The sequence below is a fragment of the Vicinamibacterales bacterium genome, assembly GCA_036504215.1.
Taxonomy (GTDB): Bacteria; Acidobacteriota; Vicinamibacteria; order Vicinamibacterales; family Fen-181; genus FEN-299.
In genome coordinates this window covers 43,045-66,005 of sequence record DASXVO010000086.1, presented here as the reverse complement: position 1 = coordinate 66,005, position 22,961 = coordinate 43,045, and the positions used below count along the sequence as shown (strand labels likewise).

Below are 22,961 nucleotides of genomic sequence, written 5' to 3'. Positions count from 1 at the left end.
GTGACCCTCTCGTTGTTCCTGGTGTTCTCGATGGTGGTGTCGGAGGTGCGAAACATGCGTGCGCTGAACGTGTTCGTGCTGATTGCGGCTGGTCTCTGCGCCGGTCTCGACGGGGCCGCGCCCATGGCGCCCCCCGCGTTCCCGGGGGCGGAGGGGTTCGGGGCGAAAACCCCGGGTGGTCGCGGCGGGCGGGTGATCGTGGTGTCGAACGTGAACGATGCCGGGCCGGGCAGCTTCAGGGACGCGGTCACGGCGAAAGGGCCGCGGCTCGTCGTGTTCGCGACCGGCGGCCTGATCACGCTGCAGTCGCCACTCGAGATCGCGGAGCCGTATCTCACCGTCGCGGGACAGAGCGCGCCGGGCGACGGGATCTGCATCCGCGGCCGACAGGTCAGCATCAGGACCCACGACGTCATCGTTCGGTACTTGCGGTTCCGCCTGGGCGACCTCGCCAAGGCCGAGGACGACAGTCTCGACATCATGGGCGACAGCCACGACGTGATCGTCGATCACTGCTCGACGACATGGAGCGTGGACGAGAACCTCTCGCCGAGCGGCGGGATCCGGAACATCACCGTCCAGTGGTGTCTCGTCGCAGAGGCGCTCAATCACAGCGTGCACAGCAAGGGCGCGCACGGATACGGGTCGCTGGCGCGCGCGGTCGGCGGCGTGACCTTCCACCACAACCTGTGGGCGCACAATGCCGCGCGCAATCCCCGCCTTGGTGACAACTACGCCAGGCCGCCATATCCAACGTTCGATGTTCGCAACAACGTCATCTACGACTACGGTGAGATGGCCAGCGGCATGACGGGGGATCGGCTGAGCGTGAACTACGTGAACAACTACGTCCGGCCGGGGCCGAGCAGCAACCGCACGCGCGGGATCATTGTCTTCACCGACAATGCCGACGCCGCGTATTTCGTCGAAGGGAACGTCGTGGATGGCCATGACGACTGGACCGCCGACAACGCGAAGCTGTTCGACCGGACGGAGTTCAACGGCAGACGGCTGGTGTCGGTCGTGAAGACGCCGTTCGACGTGCCGGAGGTCGAGACGACGACCGCACGCCGGGCGCTGTCGGACGTGGTTGGCCTCGTCGGAGCGACGCTGCCCAGGCGGGATCCGGTGGACGCGCGCATCGTGCAGTCGGTCGAGAAGGGTGACGGCGCGATCATCGACTCGCAGTCGGAGGTCGGCGGCTGGCCGGAGTATCGTGCCGGACAGGCGCCGATCGACACCGACCAGGACGGGATGCCGGACGGCTGGGAGAAGACGCACGGGCTCAATCCGAAGGACCCCGCCGATGCCGCGCGGCCAGGCGGCCCCGGCGGCTACACGAACATCGAGGTGTACCTGAACGAGTTGGCCGCCCGCCCGCCGTCGGCCAGTGCGGCGCCGCAGGTGATCCGGCCCGGCACCTCCGCTCGCCTCGGATCGTCAGCGGTACCGATCGTCTGGCAGATCGACAACCTCACGAAGATTGGCGGGCGACCGGTGAGGATGGTTGGCGCGCCGCACGTGGTCCAGACGGGAATCGGGCCGGCCGTCGAGTTCAATGGCGCCTCGGACGGACTCCAAGTCGACGTCAACCCAATCGTCGGCCTGAGCCGGTTCACCGTGGAGGTGCTGTTCGAGCCGGCGACGGATGGCCCTGGCGAGCAGCGGTTTCTGCACCTGTCCGAGGTGGGTTCCGAGAATCGTCTGATGATGGAGACGCGCCTGCTTCCCGGTGCCGTCTGGAGCCTCGACACGTTCCTGAAATCAGGCGACTCGTCGCGCACGCTGCTCGACCGCGCGATGACGCATCCGGCAGGCCAGTGGGCGGTGGCCTCGCTGGTCTATGACGGCAAGACGATGGCGCACTACGTGAACGGTGTGCGTGAGCTGGCCGGCCCCGTGGAGTTCAGCCCGATGGCCGGCGGGGGCACGTCGATCGGTGTGCGGCAGAACCTGGTGTCCTGGTTCAAGGGTCGAATCCGCACGATTCGTGTGACCCCCGAAGCGCTGGCACCGGAACGGATGCTGAGTGTGCCGGGCGCGCGATAGCTCGCGTCGGTTCCCTGTGTTTCTCGAGGCAATCGGATGAATACGGCAACGTGGCGGCGGGGACTTCTGCTGGGGTGTTTCGTTCTGGCGCTGACGCTGGCGATGGCAGCTCGAGGGCAGTCGACCAAGGAGCCCGGCCTGCTGTTCTACCTGTCGGGCGACCACGCGGTGACCGCCGACGTCTCGGCTGGCGGCACGCCCGAGCCAAATTACGAAGCCGGCGTGAGCGTGATCAACGACGGCGCGAAGGGTCAGGGACTGCGGTGTGCGCACACGCAGTTACTGTCCTACTGGGCGCCGGGCAACGTCTACGCGCAGCGCGGGACGGTGTCGTTCTTCTGGCGCTCCCGCGAACCGGTGGGCCCGACGCCATTCCCGATCTTCCGCGTCGGGTACGCCGATCACTCCAGTTGGGACATGGTCTTCCTGCGGATCGACTACAACGGCAAGCCCGGATTCGATGCGTTCGTCACGGACGCGAGCCTGGCCCGCACGCGCGTGAGCTATGCCATGCCCGCGTTCCCGAAACCCGACCAGTGGACCCACTTCGCGCTCGCGTGGGACGAGACCCGCGGCATCCGCTTCTACGTCGACGGCCGGCTGGCTGCGCGGCAGGACGGCGTCGCGATCTTCGACGCGGCCCTCGACCAGTTCGGACCGCACTCGCGCGTCATCGGACCGATGCAGGTGCAGAGCGCCTACAACTTCGTCCGCGGCGGTGACATCGACGAACTGCGCATCTACGACCGCATGTTGTCGGATGACAACGTGTCGTCGCTGGGACGAGGCGAAGCACCGACCGCGATTCCGGCCCTCGAGCGCGATGTGCAGTCGCCCGAGTGGCAGCGCGAATGGTGGTACCGCTATGGCTGGAATCGCACGGGCGAGTTCCCCGCGCCGCTCACGACCAGGCACGCGAGCATTCGCAAGGTCGAGATCCACGACGTGTACGACATCAGGCGCTGGTGGTGGAAGGCAACCGACGGCATCCGCGAGACCACGTGGCCGGGCGTCTTCAACCGATCGCGCCTGGCCGGCCGCAACGACTACTTCCAGTTGCCGGACTGGGACTGCTATTCGCTGTCTGGAAAATCGATTCGGTTCGTCATGCCGGCCGAGCCCTGGAACCAGATCGAGGTGTCGGGCGCCGCGTTTGGCCGCTTCAGCGTGACGGCCGATTCAGCGGAAACGCCGGTCGCCCCGAGAGACCTGTTCGACCGGCCCAAGGGGCAGGAGCGCACGTCCACCCGGCTGCCGCAGCCGGTGCACGGCCAGACGCTGCGGTTCACCAACGTCGAGCAGGAGACGCCGATCGGCGAGCTTGGCGCCTACTACGTGGCGGATGTCGCGGAGCCGGCGGGCACCGCCAAGCTGACCTACCGGGTGCAGGCGTCGGCTGGGCCGGACCAGCCCTGCCTGAAGCCGCTGCTGGACTACATCTCGGGCCGGTTCCCCGCCGACGAGCAGCGCACGGTCGTCGCGCTGCCCGCAGGCGCGCCGCGGACCCTGCGGGCGCCGGGGCCTCGCGGTCTGCCGATCGTCCACGTCCTTGTCCCCGCCGACTTCCGGGACGTCACGCTCAGCCAGGCGCCGCGCGGCTTCTCCTACACCTGGACGAGCATCCAGGCCGGGCTCGACGGTGTCGCGATCGATCTGCCGGCGCTCAACGTGAAGCCGACACACGGCCAGTACGTTCCCATCCACGTGCAGGTGCACGATCCGATCTGGCCGCTCCGGACGATGATGGACGTGAGCGTCTCGGTGAAACCGGGCGAGCCGCACACGCTCTGGCTCGACACGCGCGATCGCATCCTGCCGAACGGCAAGAGCCTGTGGATCACCATCGCCGCATCCAGCGCGGAGTTCGGCCCCGAGGCCCTCGACGGCGCCGAGATCAGGCTCGTCTTCAAGAAGTGGCAGGCTGCGGCGCGCGAGCACGTCCTCGATCGTTTCACCCAGGTCCGCGACAATTACGCGCAGATCGTCGAGGAACATCCGAACAGCCGACGCCTGAGCCTCTACACCCAGTTCGAAACCGACCTCACCGATCTGCTGCGAGTCGAGCCGGACCACGAGCTGGGGCGGCAGTACTGGGCCGACTACAACCGCGAACAGCCGCGTCCGTCGGTCACGCTCGCAGAGCCGCCCGCTGGCGCGCCGCTGTGGGCGTTTCGCCAGGTCGAGGCGCTCGGTGCGCTCCGACGATTCGTCAACTGGTATATCGACAACCGACAGATCGACAACGGCGAGTTCGGCGGCGGCCTGTCGGATGATGGTGACTTGACGAACTGGTGGCCGGGGACGGCGCTGATGGGCAGCCGGCCCGAGAAGGTCAAGGAGTCGCTGCTGCGCGAGATGGAGGCCTTCTACGCGCAAGGCATGTTCACCAACGGACTGGCCACGATCCAGGCTGACGAACTGCACAGCTACGAGGAGGGCATCTCCGTCCTCGGGCAGGCGCTGATGCTCGACTACGGGAGCCCGAGACAGCTCGAACGGGCGATGGAGACGGCGAGGGCCGTCGAGAAGCTGACCGGCGTGAACGCGGCCGGCCATCGCCACGTGAGGTCGTGCTACTTCAGCGGGACGAAGGTCGCCGAGGACAGCGTGTGGGGCTACTCGAAGGCGTACTCCTATCTCGTGACGCACCCCGCTTTGCTGCTGGCCAGTTTCAATGGTTCGCCGCGGGTGCGCCAATGGGTGACCGAACTCGCAGACGGCCTGCTCGCGCATCGCACGGTGGATGCGGCCGGGCACGCCTCCTTCCCCGCGACGATTCACTTCGTCACCGACAAGGACCTGCCCGAACCGTCTGATCGTGCGTGGCCGATGCTCTGGGCGGTGTACCGGTGGACTGGCGACCGGAAGTACCTGCAGCCGATGCTCGAGAGCGGGCCTCGGAACCTGGCCGCCATCAGCGGGAACGCGCTCGATCTTGCCGGTCTGAGGCAGGAGTGGGGGCCGAAGCTGCTGGCGCTGGTCGAAGGGCCCGCCGATCGCGGCGGGAACGCCCTGCATCACCAGGCATGGCAGGTGAGCGGCGACCGGCAGCACCTGGCCGAGCTCTACACGCGCGTGGCTGAAGCGGCTGCGCTTCGCGAGTACATCAACACCGAGGGCAGCCTCTGGATCGACCGCGTCAATGTGGACCACGCGGACCTCCAGCGGTCGCGGCTCGGCGGCGTTGCGCTCGTGCGGAACATGTTCTACCCGGGCCACGCCGTGAGCTGGGATTTCTCCCCCGTCGATGCCGCTGAGCGCGTGGCCATCCTGGTTCGCGATCCCACGCCCACGCGCCTTCGCATCGTCGCCTACAATCTCGATTCGGCGCCCGTCGAGGCGAGGATGACAGGGTGGGACGTCGAGCCCGGGATCTGGTCGATGACGCAGGGCACGGGCGCGGAGAGCGGGGAGGCCATTGCCGGAGAGCAGACGACGCGGACGGTGGCGTTCGAGCGGTCGTCCGGGCTCGACATCGTGTTCCCGCCCAAGGTGGTGACCATCATCGAGCTGAACCTGGTGACGAAGGGCGTGCCGTACTGGTCGCGACCGGATCTCGGAATCTCTGACGCCGACGTGCGCGTCGAGGGCCATACGATGAAGGTGACTGTCCACAGCCTCGGGGCGGTGGACACGCCCGCGTCGACGCTTGTGCTCCGCGGCAGGGACGGCCGCGTCATCGCCAGCGCGAGCGTGCCCGTGCTGCGGGCGCCTGTCGATCTCGTGCCGAAGACCGCGGTCGTCTCGCTCTCGCTGCCCGCCGGCTCGGCGTGGAAGGGCGGCAGCCTGACGATCGAGGCTCCGCGGAAGACGCCCGAGACGACGCTCCGCAACAACGTGGTGCGATTCCGGGAGTAGCGATCGTGAGGACGAAGGAGTGAATCGATGAACGAGACCGAATCGCCGCGATATCAACACGCGTCCTGGACCAGCATTCCCGTCGCGTCGCCGCTTGTCGGTGCCGAGCGTCGAATGATGGTCGGCGACAACCTGATGATTTGCCGCCTGCGGTTCGACCCGCACGTGGTCACACCGGTCCACACGCATCCGCACGAACAGATGACCCTGGTGGAACAGGGGCGCGTCCGCTTCTACATCGGGCGCGAGGAGCGCATCGCCGGTCCGGGGGACGTCCTGCACTTCCCGTCCAACGTCGAGCACGGCGCAACGATGCTCGACGAGGAGGTGGTGTTGATCGACATCTTCACGCCGGTTCGCGAGGACTTCCTTGACGCGTGAAAGACACCGGGTGCCACGTGTCTCGGTGGCTATTCGAGCGCCCGGTAGCGAAAGTTGCGAAAGCGCACCTCGCCGGCGCCAGCCGCGTAGAGGGCGGGGCGCAGACTCAGGAAGTCGTACGCGACGTTGTGGTGATAGCCCGACACTTCCATGCGCGTCCCGAATTCCTGCCAGGTCTTCCGATCGGTGCTCGTGTGGATCGTGACGATGTGCCTGTCGTTCCGCAGGCGGATGAACGCGTGACGCCCGAGCGGCGCTGGCTTGGCGCTCACACGCTCGGTGCCGTAGCGGTGCATGACGAGGCTTGAATCCGAGAACCCGAGGCCGGCGTACAGACGGCTGTTGTAGAACAGGATCAGACCAGCCGTCGCGCCCGCGTCGATGTCGATTTCGACCTCCACCTCATAGGCGTGATCCCCGCACACGAACCAGAGCGGCGAACTGTCGGCGGGCGTGGCGCCCTTGGCCTTCAGCACGAGGCTTCCGTTCTCGTATCGATAGCGGTCACGGTCGGTGTCGGTGCCCTTGTAGAAGCTCCACTGCACGCCCATCTTGTTTCGAGTGAAGTCGTCGGAGAAGGCGAAGCCATGTGGGACAGCCGCACCCGCCGGCTTGGCGATGGGAGCCGCCACGTCAGCTCCAGAAGCCCTGAACCAGCCGTCGGGCATCCATTCCACCGGTTCGAGCAGCGTCTGGCGTCCCAAGTTGTAGAATCCGTTCTCGTAGGCGTGGTAGACGAGGTACCACCGGCTGTCGGGGCCTTCGACGAGCGTGGCGTGTCCCTTGGACCACCAGCGCTCATCGGCCGACCTGGTCCGCACGATCGCGTTGAATGGCGAGTTCTCCCAGGGGCCTTCGATCGATTTCGACCGCGCCGCCACCACCATGTGGCTCGTCGGCGGGCCGGCCGTGCCGCCTTCGGCGAGGACCATGTAGTAGTAGTCCCCGCGCCTCAGGATCTTCGGACCTTCCTGGGCGAAGCCCTCGACGACCCAGTCCTCGGGGTATCGCCAGCCGTCGTACACCTTCTTCAGCGGGCTCGTGGCCGCCAGGCCATCGTCTGACAGCGTGACCCTGTAGCCGCCGCTCAGGAAGAGATACCGGCGCCCGTCGGGTCCAACGGCGTGCCCGGGGTCGATCCGACCGACCTTGAGGTCGATGGGATCGCTCCATGGCCCTCGGATGTCGTCAGCCCAGATCACGTAGTTCGACGATTGGCCACCTTCCGTTCGTTTCTGGCCCGGGAAATAGATGTAGTAGCGCCCCTTGTGCTTGACGAGATCCGGTGCCCACACCGAGCCGACGTTCCTGAACAGGCTGGGGCCAATCGGCTCCCAGTTGACGAGATCGCGCGAGTGCCAGATGACGAGGCCGGGGTAGGCGTCGAACGACGAGAAGGTGACGTAGTAGTCGATGCCGTCCTTGAGAATCGTGGGGTCGGGATGGTCACCGGCGAAGATCGGATTGAGATACGCGCCGTTTCCCAGGTCGGCCCTGCGCTGGCCCTCGATGCCGCGCGCCCAGGTGGAGGCGATCGGTCGCGGAGGAGCCTGTGCGACGAGCGCGGCGAGGCCGACCCCGACGACGAACGCGGACAGGAGCGGCAGTCGAGAGCGAGGACTCACTGGGAGCATGACAGGTAATACCAGTTATCGCGCGTTAACGTACCCGCTGAAAGGCGGCCCGAGCGCCGAAAACGCCTGAACGGATCACATTCTCGCACGCGACGCGCGCCATTCCTAAGTATTATCTTGATCGACTCCAGGTGGTGTGGTACAAGTCACACAGCTCAAGTGGCATTACCACGCAGCGCTCCTCATGGCTTTGGGGCCCTCGGTCGGTTCGACCGCGGGCCCCGTTCTTTTCCGCTCCAGATCGAGTACTATCGCAGCGCGCCGAGGCTGGGCGGCGGCCTGGCCGTGTCGACGTTCTCATTCGACGGCTGGTTATCGAGGAGGTTGCCATGATGACGTTCGCGTGGCTGGGAATCGTGCTCGGTCTGCTCGCGGGATTCCCGGCTTCCGGCCAGGCGCCGTCCGCGGCACGTGAGGAGTGGGACGACCCGGCGGTCCTTCACGTGAACACCGAGCGGCCGCACGCCACCCTCACGCGTTACCCGTCGTCGCAACTCGCCCGCCAGGGGGAACCCGCGGCCTCGCCGTGGGTCCAGTCGCTCAACGGCACCTGGAAGTTCCACTATGCGCCGCGGCCCGCCGCGCGCCCGGTCGGGTTCGAGCGCGTGGGTTTCGACGATTCGGCGTGGAAGACGATTCGCGTGCCCGGCAACTGGGAACTGCAGGGGTTCGGCATTCCGATCTACTCCAACGTGACGTATCCGTTCGCGTTCGATCGAAAGGATCCCCGCGTGCCGCGCGCCGACAATCCGGTCGGTTCGTACCGCGTGTCGTTCACCGTGCCCGAAGGCTGGAGCGGCCGTCGCGTGTACCTCCACTTCGCGGGCGTCGACTCGGCGTTCTACGCGTGGGTGAACGGGCAGCGCGTGGGCTACAGCGAGGACAGCCGGACGCCGGCGGAGTTCGACGTCACGCCGTTCCTCGCGCCGGGAGCGAACGCGCTGGCCGTCGAGGTCTATCGCTGGAGCGACGGGTCGTTTCTGGAAGACCAGGACATGTTCCGGCTGAGCGGCATCTTCCGCGAGGTGTACCTCTGGAGCGCGGCGCCGACCTACATCCGCGACGTCGAGGCCCGGGCCGATCTCGACGCGGCGTACCGCGACGGCACGCTGGACACCACCATCATGGTCCGCAACGTCGCGACGACCTCGGCCCCGGTTCGCGTCTCGCTCGACATGTACGATCCGGCCGGGCGCCAGGTCTTCACCGCCGTGACCAAGAGCGCGAGCGTGTCCGCCGGGGGAGAGGCAGCCGTCCATTTCGAGTTGCCCGTCCGCGCGCCGATGAAGTGGTTTGCCGAGACGCCCAACGTCTACTCGCTGCTCCTCACGCTGAAGGACGGCGCCGGCAAGCCGATCGAGGTTGTGCCGGTCCGCGTCGGGTTTCGCAAGGTGGAGATCCGCAATGCCCGCCTCCTCATCAACGGCCAGGCGATTGTCTTTCGAGGCGTGAACCGTCACGAGCACGACGCCGATGCCGGGCACACGGTCAGCCGCGCGCTGATGATCCGCGACATCGAGTTGATGAAGCAGCACAACGTGAACGCCGTCCGCACGTCCCACTATCCAAACGATCCCGAGTGGTACGACCTCTGCGACCGGTATGGTCTCTACGTCATCGACGAGGCGAACATCGAGAGCCACGGGTACGGCGACGATACGAAGAACCGGCTGGCGAACGATCCGGCGTGGAAGGCGGCGCATCTCGATCGGATCGAACGGATGGTGGAGCGCGACAAGAACCACCCGTCGGTCGTGATCTGGTCGATGGGGAACGAGGCGGGCGATGGGCCGAATTTCGCCGCCGGCTACCAGTGGTTGAAGGGCCGCGACAAGTCGCGTCCGGTCCACTACTGCGGCAGCACATCCAACGGCGGCTCGAATTCCGACATCAACTCGTTCATGTACCCGTCGCCGCAGGTTGTGGCCACGCTCGCGGCGAAGCGCCCGACGATGCCGCTGATCCTCTGCGAGTACAGCCACGCGATGGGGAACAGCAACGGCGGGTTGAAGGAGTACTGGGAGATCTTCTACGGCGATTCGAACGCGCGCGGAGCCTTCGTCTGGGACTGGGTGGACCAGGGGATCCGCCAGCCGGTGCCGCCCGAGTACAAGGCGGGCTTCGACGGGCGTCCCACGTTCCTCGCTTACGGCGGCTATTGGGAAGACCGCATCGGGATGCACAACGACAACAACTTCTCGCAGAACGGCCTGGTGGGTCCCGATCGGACGCCGCATCCCGGGCTGCTGGCGATCAAGTACGTCTATCGTTCAATCCACGTCACACCTGTCGATCTCGCCACCGGACAGTTCAAGGTGAAGAGCTGGTTCGACGCCATCAACCCGAAGGACCTCGTTGAGGGGATCTGGGAGGTGACGAAGAACGGGATCCCGGTGACGTCCGGTTCGCTCCCCGAACTCGATGTCGCACCGCGCCAGGAGAAGGCGTTCTCTGTCCAGATTCCGACGCTGGCGCCCGAATCTGGCGCGGAGTACTGGCTGAACTTCAGTTTCCGGCTGAAGGCCGATGCGCCGTGGGCGAAGAAGGGACACGAGGTGGCGTGGGAGCAGTGGAAGCTGCCGGTCGCGAGTCTCGCCGCCGCGGCACCCGTGGCTGCGGATGCGGGCCCGCTCGCGATCGTGGACAGTTCGGAGATGGTGCGTATGAGCGGGCGCGAGTTCGCCCTCGTCTTCGACCGGCTCAACGGCGTGCTGGTCAGCTACGCGTACCGGAACCATCCGCTGATCGGGCGCGGGCCGCTCCCCGATTTCTGGCGGGCGATGACGGACAACGACCGCGGAGCGTGGAAGTCGATCGGCTGGGCGGCGAGGCCCGACCCCGAGCGGAACCTGCTCGTCTGGCGCGAGGCAGGTGCTGCGTGGCGCGTCACCGACGTGAAGGTGAAGCGCGTGGACGAGGCGAGCGCGACGATCACCGTGCAGGCGCTGCTGCCGACCGTCGACGCGAAGTACACGATGGCCTACACCGTGTACGCGAGCGGCGAACTCCTCGTCGCGGTGTCGTACGAGCCCGGCGCGCGGCCGCTCCCAATGATGCCGCGCTTCGGCCTCGAGCTGGTCGTCAGCCCCGGCTTCGAACAGCTCCGGTGGTACGGCCGCGGCCCGGTCGAGACGTACACGGACCGCAAGTTCGAGCGCGTCGGCGTCTACGCGTCCACGGTGTCCGACACCTGGGTGGAATACTCGCGGCCGCAGGAGAACGGCAACCGGACCGACGTGCGGTGGGTGGAGCTGACCAACGCGAGCGGCATGGGTCTGCGCGCGGAAGGCATGCCGCTGCTGAACGTCACGGCGCACCACGCGTCGCGTCGCGACATCGAGGCCGCCGCCTACTCGTTCCAGATTACGAAGCGACCCGAGACGTACCTGAACCTCGATCTCGCGCAGATGGGCGTCGGCGGCATCGACAGCTGGTCGCGTCAGGCGCACCCGATGGAGAGCTATCGGTTGCCGGGGCAGAAGGCGTACTCGTATTCGTTCCGGCTGCGACCGATCCCAGGGAGATGATCTGTCAGAGCATGGCTGAAGCCATGCTCCGTCCGCCGGCCTCGGTGTCGCAGGGCAGGCTGGCAACACGGCGACCGAGGCCAGGAACCAACACCGGGGCGAGGGATCTTCGGCCGGAGCAGACCATGGGGCCTGCTCTGCAGGGCGAGTTCCCCTTTCTCCGCCCGCCTTTGTCATACTGTCTCCATGTCCCTCACTCCGGCGGCGTACCCGGCCGCGCGCTTCGTGGCGGCGCGGCTCGAGGCTCACTTCGCGCACCAGTTGGATCAGGCGCGACAGCACGGCGTCGAAGCCACGGCCGTGCTGCCCGACGTTCACACGATCGAGGCCATGGTGGATGCCGCTTTCTGGGCCAGCCTCCGCCGCGAGGAGATCTACGTGCCCAAGATCTCGCTCGCGTTCCTGGCGCCGGACCAGTCACCCCACCCGCTACGGTTCGAGCGTCCGCTGCCGCTGACGCCGGGGGCGCTCACGAAGGTGGCACCGGCGGTCGAGCGCGCCGGTATCCACCTCGGCGTCTGGCGCGACGGCGATGAACTCCGGGTATGGGGGACCACACAACGCACTCCCGCGATGTGCTTTGTCCTCGAGGTGGCCGCGCCGGGGCTGCTGGTCGTGAAGCACCATCGCGGTGACGAGTCCGGGAAGTTCGTCAACGTGGCCGTGCTCGAGGGGGACCAGATCAAGATCGTGGACGAGTACGCGTCGAGCCTGCCGGATTGCCCGGCGCTGCTGCAGGCGCTACTCGCCTTCGAGGCCCCCTCGACCTGGGTGGACACGGTCAACGTCATCGTCCAGCTCGCCGTCTCGATGCGGGCTCACGGCCGCGGCGGCACGCTGCTCGTGGTCCCGGCCGGCGACGAGAGGTGGCGCGAATCAATCGTCCGACCGATCCCGTACGCGCTCGCCCCGCCGTTCTCGACGCTGTGCACCCTGCTCGACGAGCCCGAGTCGCGGCGCCGGGACGTGGCGTGGCGCGAGTCGCTCGACCGGACAGTGGACGCCATCGCTGGCCTGACCGCAGTCGATGGCGCGGCCGTCGTGACGGACCGTTACGAGCTCCTGGCGTTCGGTGCGAAGATCGTGCGACGGCACGGGTTCCAGCAGGTGGATCGCGTGACGATGACCGAGCCGATCGAGGGAAGCGTGGCGACGGCGATCGTCCCGTCCCAACTCGGCGGGACACGGCATCTGTCCGCCGCGCAGTTCGTCCGCGACCAGCAGCAAGGCCTCGCCCTCGTCGCCTCGCAGGACGGCCGCTTCACCGTCTTTGCATGGTCCCCCTGCGACGAGACGGTGCATGCGCACCGGGTGGATGCGTTGTTACTCTGAGGACTGTGCCGAGTGCTGCGTGCCACGTCCCACTGAGGCACACCGACGGCTGGCCCCGTGGGATTCGGGGTGGGAGTTGTAGTACCGTGTTCGAAGGGGGTGATCTGCTTGACCGAGATGAGACTGACCGTGCTGTGCCTCGTTCTGACCGCTGCCACATCATTCGGCTGCTCGCGGGTGTCGACCGACCATCCGGTGCCCGCCGCGACCGCTGCTGCCGGGCAGTCGGCTGCCGGCGCGCCCGCGGCTGCGCAGCCCACGCTGCCGGCAGGCGGCGTGCAGATTGCGACTGGCAGGGTTGAAGAGACGATGGATGCCTCGAACTACACCTACGTGCGCGTCAAGACCGGGTCGGGCGAGCTCTGGGCCGCGTCCGCGCGCTTCAAGGTGGTGGTCGGCGACCGAGTGTCGGTGCCGCTCGAGACACCGATGCAGAACTTCCACAGCCAGTCGCTGAACCGCGATTTCCCGCTCATCTACTTCGTGGCGGCCATCACGCCCGAAGGCCACGTTCCCGCCGCCAGTGGGCAGGTGGCACCACCGATGGCCGTGGGACACGGGCAGGCCCAGATGCCACCGGCCATGGGCGGGAGTCCGCACGGAACGCGGGTGCCGCCCGGGTTGACGGTGGTGCCGCTGGCGCCGCCGACCGGGGGGATGTCGGTGGCAGACGTGTGGCAGAAGCGCGCGTCGCTGAACGGCAAGACCGTGACGGTGCGTGGCACGGTGGTGAAGTTCAACGCGCAGATTCTCGACCGCAACTGGGTCCACATCCAGGACGGCAGCGGCAAAGCGGCAGACGGGACGAACGACATCACGCTCACGACCGCCGCGATGGTGAAGATGGGCGACGTGGTGACGTTCACCGGCAGGGTCGGAACCGACCGCGACTTCACGGCCGGCTACAAGTATCAGGTGATCATCGAGAACGCGACGCCCCAGAAGTAGTCAACGCCCTCCCACTTCTTCCACTGTCGTCGAGATCGCGGCGAGTGAGTGGTGTGAGAGGCGGAGGGAAGTGATGGGTGCTCCGCGCGCAGAAGAGCCGCGCGCTGAGTGCCGGTTGCTGAGTGCGCAGAAGAGCTGGGTGCGCACTCAGCACGCAGCACGCTGCGACTTTCAGCAGTACAAACCCTGACACGGTGGCGGCTGACCGGTGGAGGACTTGATGGAACCGACCATCGACGGGTGGATCGTGCAGTGATAGTTCCCGCCGTTGCTCTTCATCGTCAACGCCGCGCTGGTCTGCCCGGGGGCGAGGTTGCCGGTGTCGAGTGAACCGTCGTTCATCACGATGCGGTGAGTGAGCGAGTCGTTGTTCATCCACGCGATCGTCGTGCCGTTCGCTGCGTCGCCCGGGTTCGGCGTGAACGACCCACCGCCGAGGTTGCCGACGATGCTGATGGTTGTGGACGCCGAGCCGCCTCCTCCTCCACCCGGGGTCGGCGTTGGTGACGGGCTGGTTGAGTAGTTGCTGCCGCCGCTGCAGGCCCACCCGGCAAGTGCGAAGGCGATGGCGACGCCGCTGAAGATCCGGAGTTTCATGTTCTGTTCCTTGTCCGAGGCGAAGGCCTCGCTCTGGAAGAGAGCAACAGCGGTGCCAGGTGCTCCGGCGGGTTTTGTCAGCGAACTGGCGTCGTTCGACGACATGACGGCTCGTCGGTTCCAGCGTGCCGAAAGCGCTTTCGAAACACGAAAGCGCCGCGCTGCTCAGCGTCCTCCTAGCCGCCAGCCATCGCTCCCACGACCAGGAAGGGTTCTGCCCCCGCGGCCACCGCGTCTGGCAGGGGGGCGTCGGGCGCGTCGTGGGACAGGTCCTGCTCGCACGCGAAGAACCGGATGAACGGACGTCGTCGGAGCGTCACGCGGTCGCGGATCGTGCCGCCTAACGTGGGGTAGGCGCCCTCGAGCGCGTCCAGGACCGTCCGCTGCGTGACCGGACCCGCGACCTCGAGCCGCACCTCGTCGTCGACGCGAGCCAGCGTTCGCAGGTGAGTCGGGAGCACGATTCGGATCATGGCAGCGTCTGCACCTCCACCGACAGCACGCCCGGAAGATCGCGAACGATGGGCGACCATGTATCCCCGGCGTCGGCCGAGGCGTAGACCTGGCCACCGGTCGTGCCGAAATACACGCCGCACGAATCGAGCGAGTCGACGGCCATCGCGTCGCGCAGGACGTTGACGTAACAGTTCCGCTGCGGCAGGCCCTTGGAGAGCGGCTCCCACTCGTGACCGCCCGCGCGACTGCGGTAGACGCGCAGCCGGCCATCGACTGGATAGTGCTCGGAGTCGCTCTTGATAGGCACGACGTAGATGGTGTCGGGCTCGTGCGCGTGCACGTCGATGACGAAGCCGAAGTCGGTCGGCAAATTCCCGCTCACCTCGTGCCACGACTCGCCGGCATCGTCGCTGCGCATGATGTCCCAGTGCTTCTGCATGAACAGCACGTTCGGGCGCGACCCGTGCAGTGCGATGCGGTGCACGCAGTGGCCAACCTCGGCGTCAGGCTTCGCGATGCCCTCGGATTTCAGCCCACGGTTGATGGGCCGCCAGGTCGTTCCGCCATCGTCTGTCCGGAACGCGCCGGCTGCCGAGATGGCAATGAAGATCCGCCGGGGATCGCTCGGGTCGAGAAGGATTGTGTGCAGGCACATCCCGCCCGCGCCAGGCTGCCAGGAGGTCGCCGTGTCGTGACAGCGAAGGCCGGCGAGTTCGTGCCACGTCTGGCCGCCGTTTGAGGTCTTGAACAGGGCTGCATCCTGGATTCCGGCGTACACCGTGTCCGGATCGCTCAAAGACGGCTCCAAATGCCAGACCCTCGCGAATTCCCAGGCGTGAGGCGTGCCGTCGTACCACAAGTGCGTACCGGGCACGCCGTCGTAGGCGAACTGATTGCCGACCGCCTCCCAGGTCTTGCCGCCGTCGTTCGAGCGCTGGATCACCTGTCCGAACCAGCCGCTGCACTGCGACGCGTACAGCCGATCCGGGTCCACGGGTGAGCCCTTGACATGGTAGACCTCCCAGCCGGCGAAGTGCGGACCACTGACCTTCCATCGCTTGCGCTTGCCATCCGACGCCAGAACGAACGCGCCCTTGCGCGTCCCGACGAGTACTCGCACGGCGCTCATCTCTCACTCCTTCCCGAACGTGCGCCCGCCGAACGGGGGCAGCGTCGTGACACTTCCCGCGGACCACTCGCGGGGACGGCTGGTCGCCGTCGCGAGGGTGCGCAGGTCGAGATGCGGTGGATTGCCTAGTTTCGATTGTGCCCGAGCGCCGGGCACCGGTCAACGACGCCGTTTGGAAGCTGAACGGCGTGGAAGCCGCGCGCACGGAGTGGCACGGGCCTCCCGCCCGTGCGCACTACCGGCAGTCGACCAGCACGCGTCCGCGAGCCGTTCTGTTCATCAGCGTGCTGCAGGCGGGAATCACCTCGGCAAGCGGGACGACGCCTCCGACGATCCGTTCGAGTCGACCCGGCTGGACGTCGTCGCCGAGCATGTGCCAAATCTCGGTCCGCAGCGTCATCGGGCAGTTTGCCGAGCTGGCGCCGAGCAGGCTGACGCCGCGCAGGATGAACGGGAAGACCGTGGCGTCAAACGCGGCTCCGCCGGCGTTGCCGATCGCGGCCACGTTCCCCCAGAGCGCGACGTGCGGGATGAGCTTCTGCAGGAGTTGCCCGCCGACGTTGTCGATGGCGCCGCCGAACCGTGCGCTCTCGAGCGATTTCGATCCAAGCCCGAGGCCGTCCGCCGTCGTCACCTCGCTGGCCCCGAGTTCGCGCAAGTAGGCGTGGTGCTCGGAGCGTCCCGAGACGGCAATCACGCGGTAGCCGCGCCGCGCGAGCATCGACACGGCGGCCGACCCGACGCCGCCCGTCGCGCCGGTGACGACGATTGGGCCCTTGTCCGGAGACTGACCGTTGGTCTCCATGCGATGGAGGGCGAGCGCCGCGGTGAAGCCCGCGGTGCCGAGAATCATCGCGTGCCGCGTGTCGAGGCCGGCGGGCATCGGCACGACCCAGTCCGCCGGCACGCGGACGCGCTCGGCGAAGCCGCCGTCCTGCGTCTCACCGAGCCCCATGCCGTTGACGAGCACCTCGTCGCCCGGCGCGAACCGCCCGTCGGACGATGACTCGACGCAGCCGGCGACATCGATGCCGGCATTGAGCGGCAGGCGCTTGAAGATCCGCCCGCGGCCGGTCACCGCCAACGCGTCCTTGAAGTTGATGCCCGACCACTCGGCGCGGATGACGACCTCGCCAGACGTGAGATCGTCGACGGCCATCTCGACCATGCGGGCATCAACACCCTTGTCCTTCTCGTACACGCGACAGGCTCGGAGCGTCATGCCTGCCATTCTAACGCCGCTTCTTTACGTCCGCGGTGAACCACTTACCTCCAGCGTAACCGTTCGCGACGACATCGGCCGCGCGGGGCTGGAATTCCTCGGGATAACGCGGTCCGCGGGTTGGCACGAACGACGCATGGTGTCTCATCGCCGCGGAAGGGCTTGGCCTGTCTCGATCGTCGGAGACCCGCTTCGGTCTCGCCCGTTTCAACGGCTTGGCAGATGGCGGTTGGCTCGAACACGAGGAGTGACAATGAAGAAACTGGCGGCGGTATTCACGCTCGCGCTGGTTACCGGCCTCGCAACGCTGGCGGTCGCGAGCGAATCGAAGACGATTAGTGGCAACCTGATCGATGTCGCGTGCGGCACGAAGCATCGGGGCGAGGCGGGGTTCGCGGACGGCCATGACAAGGACTGCCTGCTGATGGACAAGTGCGTCGCCAGCGGGTACGCCGTGCTGACCGAGGAGGGCAAGTTCCTGAAGTTCGACACCGAGAGCAACCGGAAGGTCCTCCAGTTCATCAAGGACACCGAGAAGGACACCGGCTGGAAGGTCAGCGTCACGGGCACGATCGACGGTGACATGATGAGTGTCACCGAGATCTCGCTGCAGAAGTAGCGAAAAGGCCACAGTGGTGGCCGGTTGCCGTGTCGGCAGCCGGCCGCCGAGGCCGCCGCGCTGTCACTCCGGGAGCGATTTCCCCTTCCCCGGGCCCGTCTTCTTCATCGTTTTCTCGATGTCCGCGATCTCGATCGGCACGAAGCCGGTGAGGCTCTCGTAGCCCGTCTCCGTCATCAGGATCGTGTCCTCGATACGAATCCCCAGGTGCTCGTCCTCGAGCCGCATTGCGGGCTCGATGCAGAAGAGCTGTCCCGGCTCGAGCGTGGCGAACTGCGCGGGGCCGCCGACGTCGTGGACCTCCATCCCGATGGCGTGGCCCAGGCTGGTGGCGCTGCTCTTCCGGAAGCGCTCCACGTAGTCCACCGCCGCGGCCTTGATCTTCGGATCGGCGAACGCAAACGTCGAGAGGATGCGGTCCATCTTCACGACGGCGTCGCGGAGGATGGCGGCGGGCGCGGCATGGACGCGAATGGATGTCATCATCGCGCGATAGAGTTCCAAGCAAATCGAGTAGTACTCGCGCTGGCGCGGCGTGAAGCGGCCGTTGGCGGGAAACACCCGCGTGATGTCGCTCTGGTAGTACTTGTAGTCCGCACCGTAGTCCATCTGCACCAGATCGCCTTCGGCCAGGCGCGCGGTGCCCTTGTGGTAGTGGGAGTAATAGGTGTTCGGCCCTGTGGCAATGAGGCCGAAGTACGACGGCCCGTAGGCGCCGTGCTTCTTGAAGACGAAGTCGGCGGCAGCCTGGAGTTCGTATTCGTAGAGCCCGGGGCTCGCCTCGCGCATCGCCTCGATGACGCCAAGTCCGGCAATCCGGCCCGATTGACGCAGCACGGCAATTTCGCGCGGGCTCTTGACGACGCGCATCGCGTCGAGGATGGGGTCGAGGTCGGTCATCTCGGAGCGCGGCGCGGCCGCCTTCAGCTTCGCGATGAACGCCTGCTCGCGCGACATGCGCCCGTCCCATGGGTCGTTCGCCGTGGCGCGCCACAGCGCGGCAGGGTCGGAAGACGACGCCTCACCCAGCACCTCCGGCCTGAACGGCGTCACAATCCGTCGTCCGTCCTGGCCGACCTCAGCGATCGCGGCAGCGAACGCGTCGCGGGCAAGGACGGACTCGATGCCGGTGGCGCGTGCCGCGTCCGGACCGGGTCCGAGGCCGACGCCGAACATGCTGCGCTCGCGGCGATCGTTCTTCGGGAGGAGGAAGAGCGTGGACCGTTTCGCGTGGCCGTCGATGACGAGCAGCGCGCGCGGCTCGACGACACCGGTGAGATAGAAGAACTGATTGGCCTGGCGCAGCGGCTGCTCGCCCGGGCGTTCGCTGGTGCCCTGCAGGACCGCGACCGCGTCGCCGATGCGATCCATGACGCGCGTGCGCCGTGCGGCGAACTCCTCGGGCGGGAAGATCTCGAGCCCGGTGAACACCGGCTGGCCGGCGGGACCTCCGGCGAGGACGAGTATGGCGAGCGCGACGAGAAGCAGGCGGGTTCTCATGGAGCCTCCGAGGGGCGAGCGCATGATACCCCGATCGGAGTGGGCACAGGCATCCCGCCCGGCTCATGGGGCGGCGGGACAGCGTCGCGGACCGGTCAACACGCTTCGACGACGCCCGGCGCGGCAGCCACGGCTCAGCTTGACGCGGAGGACCGTGGGGCGTATGTTCGGGTTACTCAAGTCCGGTTAGCCGATTGCGGGCCGGGGCTGGATCCACTGGATCTCGACCCCCCAAGCCACCGGCACAGCGGCTGCGGCACGCTCGCCGGTCGCGTCGGCTCACGGCTCGAGGATGTGCCAGCAACGGAAACGTTCTGTTGAAAGGAGGCACGTGAGATAGACAGGCGAGTCGCGCGACTCGTCAGATGTTCCATCTCAGAACCAGAAGGAGGCAGTGACGACTGACACACAACCGCCGGGTGTTCATTAGGCCCGTCGAGAGGTCGGTTCCATCATAGAGCCTCTCGGCGGGCCTTTCGTGTCTCTGCACCCCGCGGGCCAGCTTGCCGGATCCCGCACTCCCGCACTCCCGCACCACACTGCTTTCATCACGCCACGCACGACCTCCTTCCCGCGGCGTCCCGTGCGCGCGGCTGCCGTGCGCCTCGACGACTTCCTGGACCGCATGGCGGCTTGACGCGCCAAGGCGGGGCCTTGCTGTCCGAAGCACCATCGACGACGTGTCGGGCCGCCTGGGCGACAACCCCAGCACGAGTACCGTCCAGCCACAACACGTCCTGACGGACGAGGATGGTGTCCCATGCGGACCCTGAAGGAAATGGTCAGTGACAAACAGACGGTGCCGACATGGGTGGGTTCCTGGCCGTCTTCGTCCTACTTCATGCGCGCCAGCTCCGTCTCTGCGGCGATGAAGCCGAATGGCATCCAGTTGGGCCCCTTCACGATGCGGGCAAACAGCGCCTTTGCCTCGTCCTTGCGCCCGTTGTAGAGGTACCAGTTCGCCACGCCGTAGGCGTACGTCGCCGCGCTGACCGGGTCGCCGCCGGCGCGCAGGAGGTCCTCCGGCTCGTAGGCGCCCTTGTACATCATCAGCCGGTCATAGTATTGCTGGTCGTCCTTCACCTTCATGCCGGGGACGATGGCCTCCAGGACCTTCGCGGCCTGGTCGGCCCGCCCGAGACGACGGAGCGTCATGTAGAGCCAATCGCTCGCGCCGACGACCTGATCGTCGTTGCCCCGCGCCACCGCCCGGCACTGTTGGTAGGCCTCGAGCGCCCTCTCGAAGTCTCCCTTCAGGTAGTGAGCCAGTCCCAGGTGGTACCAGATGGCGTAGTTCAGCGTCTCGCTCGACATCACCTTCGGATCCGACGTGGTGGGCTCGGGTTGATCGGGCTTGCCCTCGACGAGCCGCGTCGCCTTCGTCAGGTCGGCGACAGCCTTGTCGAACTCGCGCACGGTGACATACCGGTGACCGCGGTGGCGATACAGCCGCGCGTCGTTCGGGAACCTCGCGATGCCGCGCGTGAAGATGTCAATCGCTTCGCGCACGTGACCGGCCACGGCGGCCCGGCGTCCCAGCCAGACGATCGCATCGGCACTGTCGGGCGCCTGCACGAAGTCCTCCCGCGCTTTTGCCAGATTGTCGTCCGCGGCCTTCCTGGCTTCAGCGGTGAGATCCGGTGGGTACAGCGGCACGCCGGCCAGGGAGGTGGCCTCGGGCCTGCGCTCGCCGGCCAGCAGCGTTGCCGGCTTCAGGTGGCGGTTGTACCACGCGATGTAGCGATCGTCGAGGTCCTTGCGGTAGCTCGGCGTCCGGATGCTGTGCCACTGGCCCGGATAGATCACCAACTCCGTTTCGGCTTTGCCGACGCGCCGGACGGCCTGATACAGCTGCTCCGTGTTGAGCAACGGCACGTTCATGTCCTGCTGGCCGCACAAGAACAGCGTTGGCGTAACGACCTTCTCCACGTCGAAGAACGACGACAGCCTCAGCCAGGTGTCGCGAGTCTTCCAGGGCAGCCCGATCTCGACCTCGTACTCATACTGGTAGTGGTCGGTGCCGTAGCCGGCCAGGATGTTCGACGCGCTCGCGCCGGAGGTGGCCGCCTTGAACCGCGTGGTCTTCGAGATGACGTAGTCGGTCAGGATGCCGCCATAGCTCCACCCGCCCACGCCGAGCCGATCGGGATCGGCAACGCCCATGGCGACCGCATGGTCCACCGCGGCCATCACGTCCTGGAAGTCCCTGTTGCCCCAGTCGGCCCAGATCGCGCGGCTGTAGGCCGTCCCGTAGCCGGTCGAGCCGCGCGGGTTCGCAGCGATGACGGCGTAGCCCTGCGCCGCGAGGATCTGCCACTCCCAGTTGAAGCCTGTCGTGTACTGCGAGGTTGGGCCTCCATGAATCCGCAGGATGGCCGGCAGCTTCACACCTGCCGCGTAGCCGGGCGGCAGCGTCAGGAAGCCGTCCACGATCGTGCCGTCGGCGCTCTTCGCCTTGAACCGCTCCAGCCTTCCGAGCGCGACGCCCCCGAGCACTTCATCGTTGACCGTCGTAATGCGTCTCAGCGCACCGTCCCGGACAGACGAGACCTCTTCGGGATGGAGCCACGTGCTCTCGAGTACCACCAGTTCGCCGTTCGGGCCGAGATCGAACGCCGAGATCTCGCGCTCCCCGGCCGCGACGCGCTCGATGGTCCCACCGCCCACCGGCACGCGCGCGACATGCTGGTTCCCGCCGTCTTCGAGCATGAAGAACACGCTTCCGCCGTCGGCCGAGAACCGCGGGCTCGCGACGTTGCGGTCGAGCGCGTCGGTCAGCGCCCTGGGCGTCCCTCCGCCGACGGGAGCCACCTCGATGTGACTGGCCCCGTACCACATGTCCTTCGGGTCGCCGCTCGCCACGTACGCGATCAGCTTCCCGTCGGGGCTGAAGACAGGGCTGGACTCGGCGCGCGCGGACCTGGCGATTGCGCGCGGCACGCCTCCCCTGGCGGGAACCACGAAGATGTCGGTGTTCTGGTTCACGTCAGGGTCTGGCAGCGTCCGGTTGCTCGAGAACGCGACGAGAGTTCCGTCGGGTGACCATGCGGGCTCGCCATCGTCGAACGCCCCGGACGTCACGGCCATGCTCCTCTTGGCCTGGATGTCGAAGACGACGATGTGGTTCCTGATTTCCCGCAGGTAGCCTTCGGTGTCGCGCTTGAACTGCAGGCGGTTGATGACGATCGGCTTCTCGGTCTTCTTGTCGCCCGTCGGTGCCTGCGCCTCGTCTCCCGGTGCGTCCGGGTCGACGTCCGAGACGACGAGCGCGAGGCGCGTGCTGTCGGGCGACCACGCGAGGTCCGAGACGCCCGCCTTGTAGTCGGTGAGCTTGAAGGCTTCGCCACCGGCGCGGTTGAGCAACCATACCTGCGCGTGGGAGCCCTCGCGCCCCGAGATGAACGCCAGCCATTTGCCGTCCGGGCTGAACCGCGGCCGGTGCTCCGGCTTGTCGCTGGTCGTCAGCCGAATGGACGCGCCCCCGCCGAGAGGGGCCGTGTAGATGTCGGTGTCGGCCTTGTCCTTGATTGGATCGCGCCGCGTCACGGTGTAGGCCACCCACTTGCCGTCCGGGCTGATGCGAGGGTCACCCACCTCTCTCAAGGCGAACTGGTCATCGACCTTGAGCGGTCGGGTGTCGGCGGCCATGACGAGTGCGGGCACGAGCAGAACCAGAGCGAACAGGACGAAGGCGCGAAGACGCATGGTG

The 22,961-nt window shown here is 67.0% G+C and carries 14 protein-coding genes; 7 read left to right on the top strand and 7 right to left on the bottom strand.

What is annotated here, in order from left to right:
• From VGK32_23005 to VGK32_22995, 3 genes are read left to right on the top strand one after another with little or no spacing between them, the layout of a single operon-like run.
• On the top strand, nt 1–2,049 hold the full coding sequence (locus VGK32_23005; protein HEY3384640.1) for a LamG-like jellyroll fold domain-containing protein: 2,049 nt from the start codon (nt 1–3) through the stop codon (nt 2,047–2,049).
• 36 nt (nt 2,050–2,085) lie between these two features.
• Nucleotides 2,086–5,907, top strand: coding sequence for a LamG-like jellyroll fold domain-containing protein (locus VGK32_23000; protein ID HEY3384639.1), 3,822 nt, complete (start codon nt 2,086–2,088; stop codon nt 5,905–5,907).
• Nucleotides 5,908–5,934: 27 nt separating this feature from the next.
• A complete protein-coding gene (locus VGK32_22995) occupies nt 5,935–6,288 on the top strand; it encodes a cupin domain-containing protein (GenBank protein ID HEY3384638.1) in 354 nt (117 codons plus the stop codon).
• Nucleotides 6,289–6,317: 29 nt separating this feature from the next.
• Here the strand turns inward: VGK32_22995 and VGK32_22990 are convergent, their stop codons facing one another.
• Entirely contained in the window at nt 6,318–7,922 is a 1,605-nt protein-coding gene (locus tag VGK32_22990; protein HEY3384637.1) for a family 43 glycosylhydrolase, read from the bottom strand.
• A 329-nt stretch (nt 7,923–8,251) separates the two neighbouring features.
• On the opposite strand from VGK32_22990, the gene VGK32_22985 reads away from it, so the two are divergent.
• The 3 genes from VGK32_22985 (at nt 8,252) to VGK32_22975 (ending at nt 13,729) form a co-directional block, all read left to right on the top strand.
• Complete coding sequence (locus tag VGK32_22985; protein ID HEY3384636.1) at nt 8,252–11,449, top strand: glycoside hydrolase family 2 TIM barrel-domain containing protein; 3,198 nt, start codon at nt 8,252–8,254, stop codon at nt 11,447–11,449.
• 186 nt (nt 11,450–11,635) lie between these two features.
• On the top strand, nt 11,636–12,781 hold the full coding sequence (locus tag VGK32_22980; GenBank protein ID HEY3384635.1) for a hypothetical protein: 1,146 nt from the start codon (nt 11,636–11,638) through the stop codon (nt 12,779–12,781).
• A gap of 108 nt (nt 12,782–12,889) precedes the next feature.
• Entirely contained in the window at nt 12,890–13,729 is an 840-nt protein-coding gene (locus tag VGK32_22975; GenBank protein ID HEY3384634.1) for a hypothetical protein, read from the top strand.
• A 171-nt stretch (nt 13,730–13,900) separates the two neighbouring features.
• On the opposite strand, the gene VGK32_22970 is transcribed toward VGK32_22975, so the two are convergent.
• The 4 genes from VGK32_22970 to VGK32_22955 all read right to left on the bottom strand — a co-directional run bounded on the left by VGK32_22970 (nt 13,901) and on the right by VGK32_22955 (nt 17,133).
• On the bottom strand, nt 13,901–14,431 hold the full coding sequence (locus tag VGK32_22970; GenBank protein ID HEY3384633.1) for a hypothetical protein: 531 nt from the start codon (nt 14,429–14,431) through the stop codon (nt 13,901–13,903).
• A 71-nt stretch (nt 14,432–14,502) separates the two neighbouring features.
• The gene (locus VGK32_22965) at nt 14,503–14,799 is read right to left on the bottom strand and encodes a MoaD/ThiS family protein (protein ID HEY3384632.1); all 297 of its coding nucleotides are present in this window, start codon (nt 14,797–14,799) and stop codon (nt 14,503–14,505) included.
• Nucleotides 14,796–15,911, bottom strand: coding sequence for a hypothetical protein (locus tag VGK32_22960; protein ID HEY3384631.1), 1,116 nt, complete (start codon nt 15,909–15,911; stop codon nt 14,796–14,798). The genes VGK32_22965 and VGK32_22960 overlap by 4 nt, the downstream gene beginning before the upstream one ends.
• A gap of 235 nt (nt 15,912–16,146) precedes the next feature.
• Nucleotides 16,147–17,133, bottom strand: a complete 987-nt coding sequence (locus VGK32_22955) for a YhdH/YhfP family quinone oxidoreductase (GenBank protein HEY3384630.1) — start codon at nt 17,131–17,133, stop codon at nt 16,147–16,149.
• Between the two features lie 253 nt (nt 17,134–17,386).
• Here VGK32_22955 and VGK32_22950 point away from each other — a divergent pair, with 253 nt between their 5' ends.
• Complete coding sequence (locus tag VGK32_22950; GenBank protein ID HEY3384629.1) at nt 17,387–17,752, top strand: hypothetical protein; 366 nt, start codon at nt 17,387–17,389, stop codon at nt 17,750–17,752.
• Between the two features lie 63 nt (nt 17,753–17,815).
• Here the strand turns inward: VGK32_22950 and VGK32_22945 are convergent, their stop codons facing one another.
• Nucleotides 17,816–19,252, bottom strand: coding sequence for a Xaa-Pro peptidase family protein (locus VGK32_22945; protein HEY3384628.1), 1,437 nt, complete (start codon nt 19,250–19,252; stop codon nt 17,816–17,818).
• Between the two features lie 834 nt (nt 19,253–20,086).
• Nucleotides 20,087–22,957, bottom strand: coding sequence for a prolyl oligopeptidase family serine peptidase (locus tag VGK32_22940; GenBank protein HEY3384627.1), 2,871 nt, complete (start codon nt 22,955–22,957; stop codon nt 20,087–20,089).
• Nucleotides 22,958–22,961 lie beyond the last annotated feature (4 nt).

Bases quoted from the DNA above. Each gene is read 5' to 3' on its own strand.
- VGK32_23000 (HEY3384639.1), top strand. From the start codon at position 2,086: ATGAATACGGCAACGTGGCGGCGGGGACTTCTGCTGGGGTGTTTCGTT.
- VGK32_22995 (HEY3384638.1), top strand. From the start codon at position 5,935: ATGAACGAGACCGAATCGCCGCGATATCAACACGCGTCCTGGACCAGC.
- VGK32_22990 (HEY3384637.1), bottom strand. From the start codon at position 7,922: ATGCTCCCAGTGAGTCCTCGCTCTCGACTGCCGCTCCTGTCCGCGTTC.
- VGK32_22985 (HEY3384636.1), top strand. From the start codon at position 8,252: ATGATGACGTTCGCGTGGCTGGGAATCGTGCTCGGTCTGCTCGCGGGA.
- VGK32_22980 (HEY3384635.1), top strand. From the start codon at position 11,636: ATGTCCCTCACTCCGGCGGCGTACCCGGCCGCGCGCTTCGTGGCGGCG.
- VGK32_22970 (HEY3384633.1), bottom strand. From the start codon at position 14,431: ATGTCGTCGAACGACGCCAGTTCGCTGACAAAACCCGCCGGAGCACCT.
- VGK32_22965 (HEY3384632.1), bottom strand. From the start codon at position 14,799: ATGATCCGAATCGTGCTCCCGACTCACCTGCGAACGCTGGCTCGCGTC.
- VGK32_22960 (HEY3384631.1), bottom strand. From the start codon at position 15,911: ATGAGCGCCGTGCGAGTACTCGTCGGGACGCGCAAGGGCGCGTTCGTT.
- VGK32_22955 (HEY3384630.1), bottom strand. From the start codon at position 17,133: ATGACGCTCCGAGCCTGTCGCGTGTACGAGAAGGACAAGGGTGTTGAT.
- VGK32_22950 (HEY3384629.1), top strand. From the start codon at position 17,387: ATGAAGAAACTGGCGGCGGTATTCACGCTCGCGCTGGTTACCGGCCTC.
- VGK32_22945 (HEY3384628.1), bottom strand. From the start codon at position 19,252: ATGAGAACCCGCCTGCTTCTCGTCGCGCTCGCCATACTCGTCCTCGCC.
- VGK32_22940 (HEY3384627.1), bottom strand. From the start codon at position 22,957: ATGCGTCTTCGCGCCTTCGTCCTGTTCGCTCTGGTTCTGCTCGTGCCC.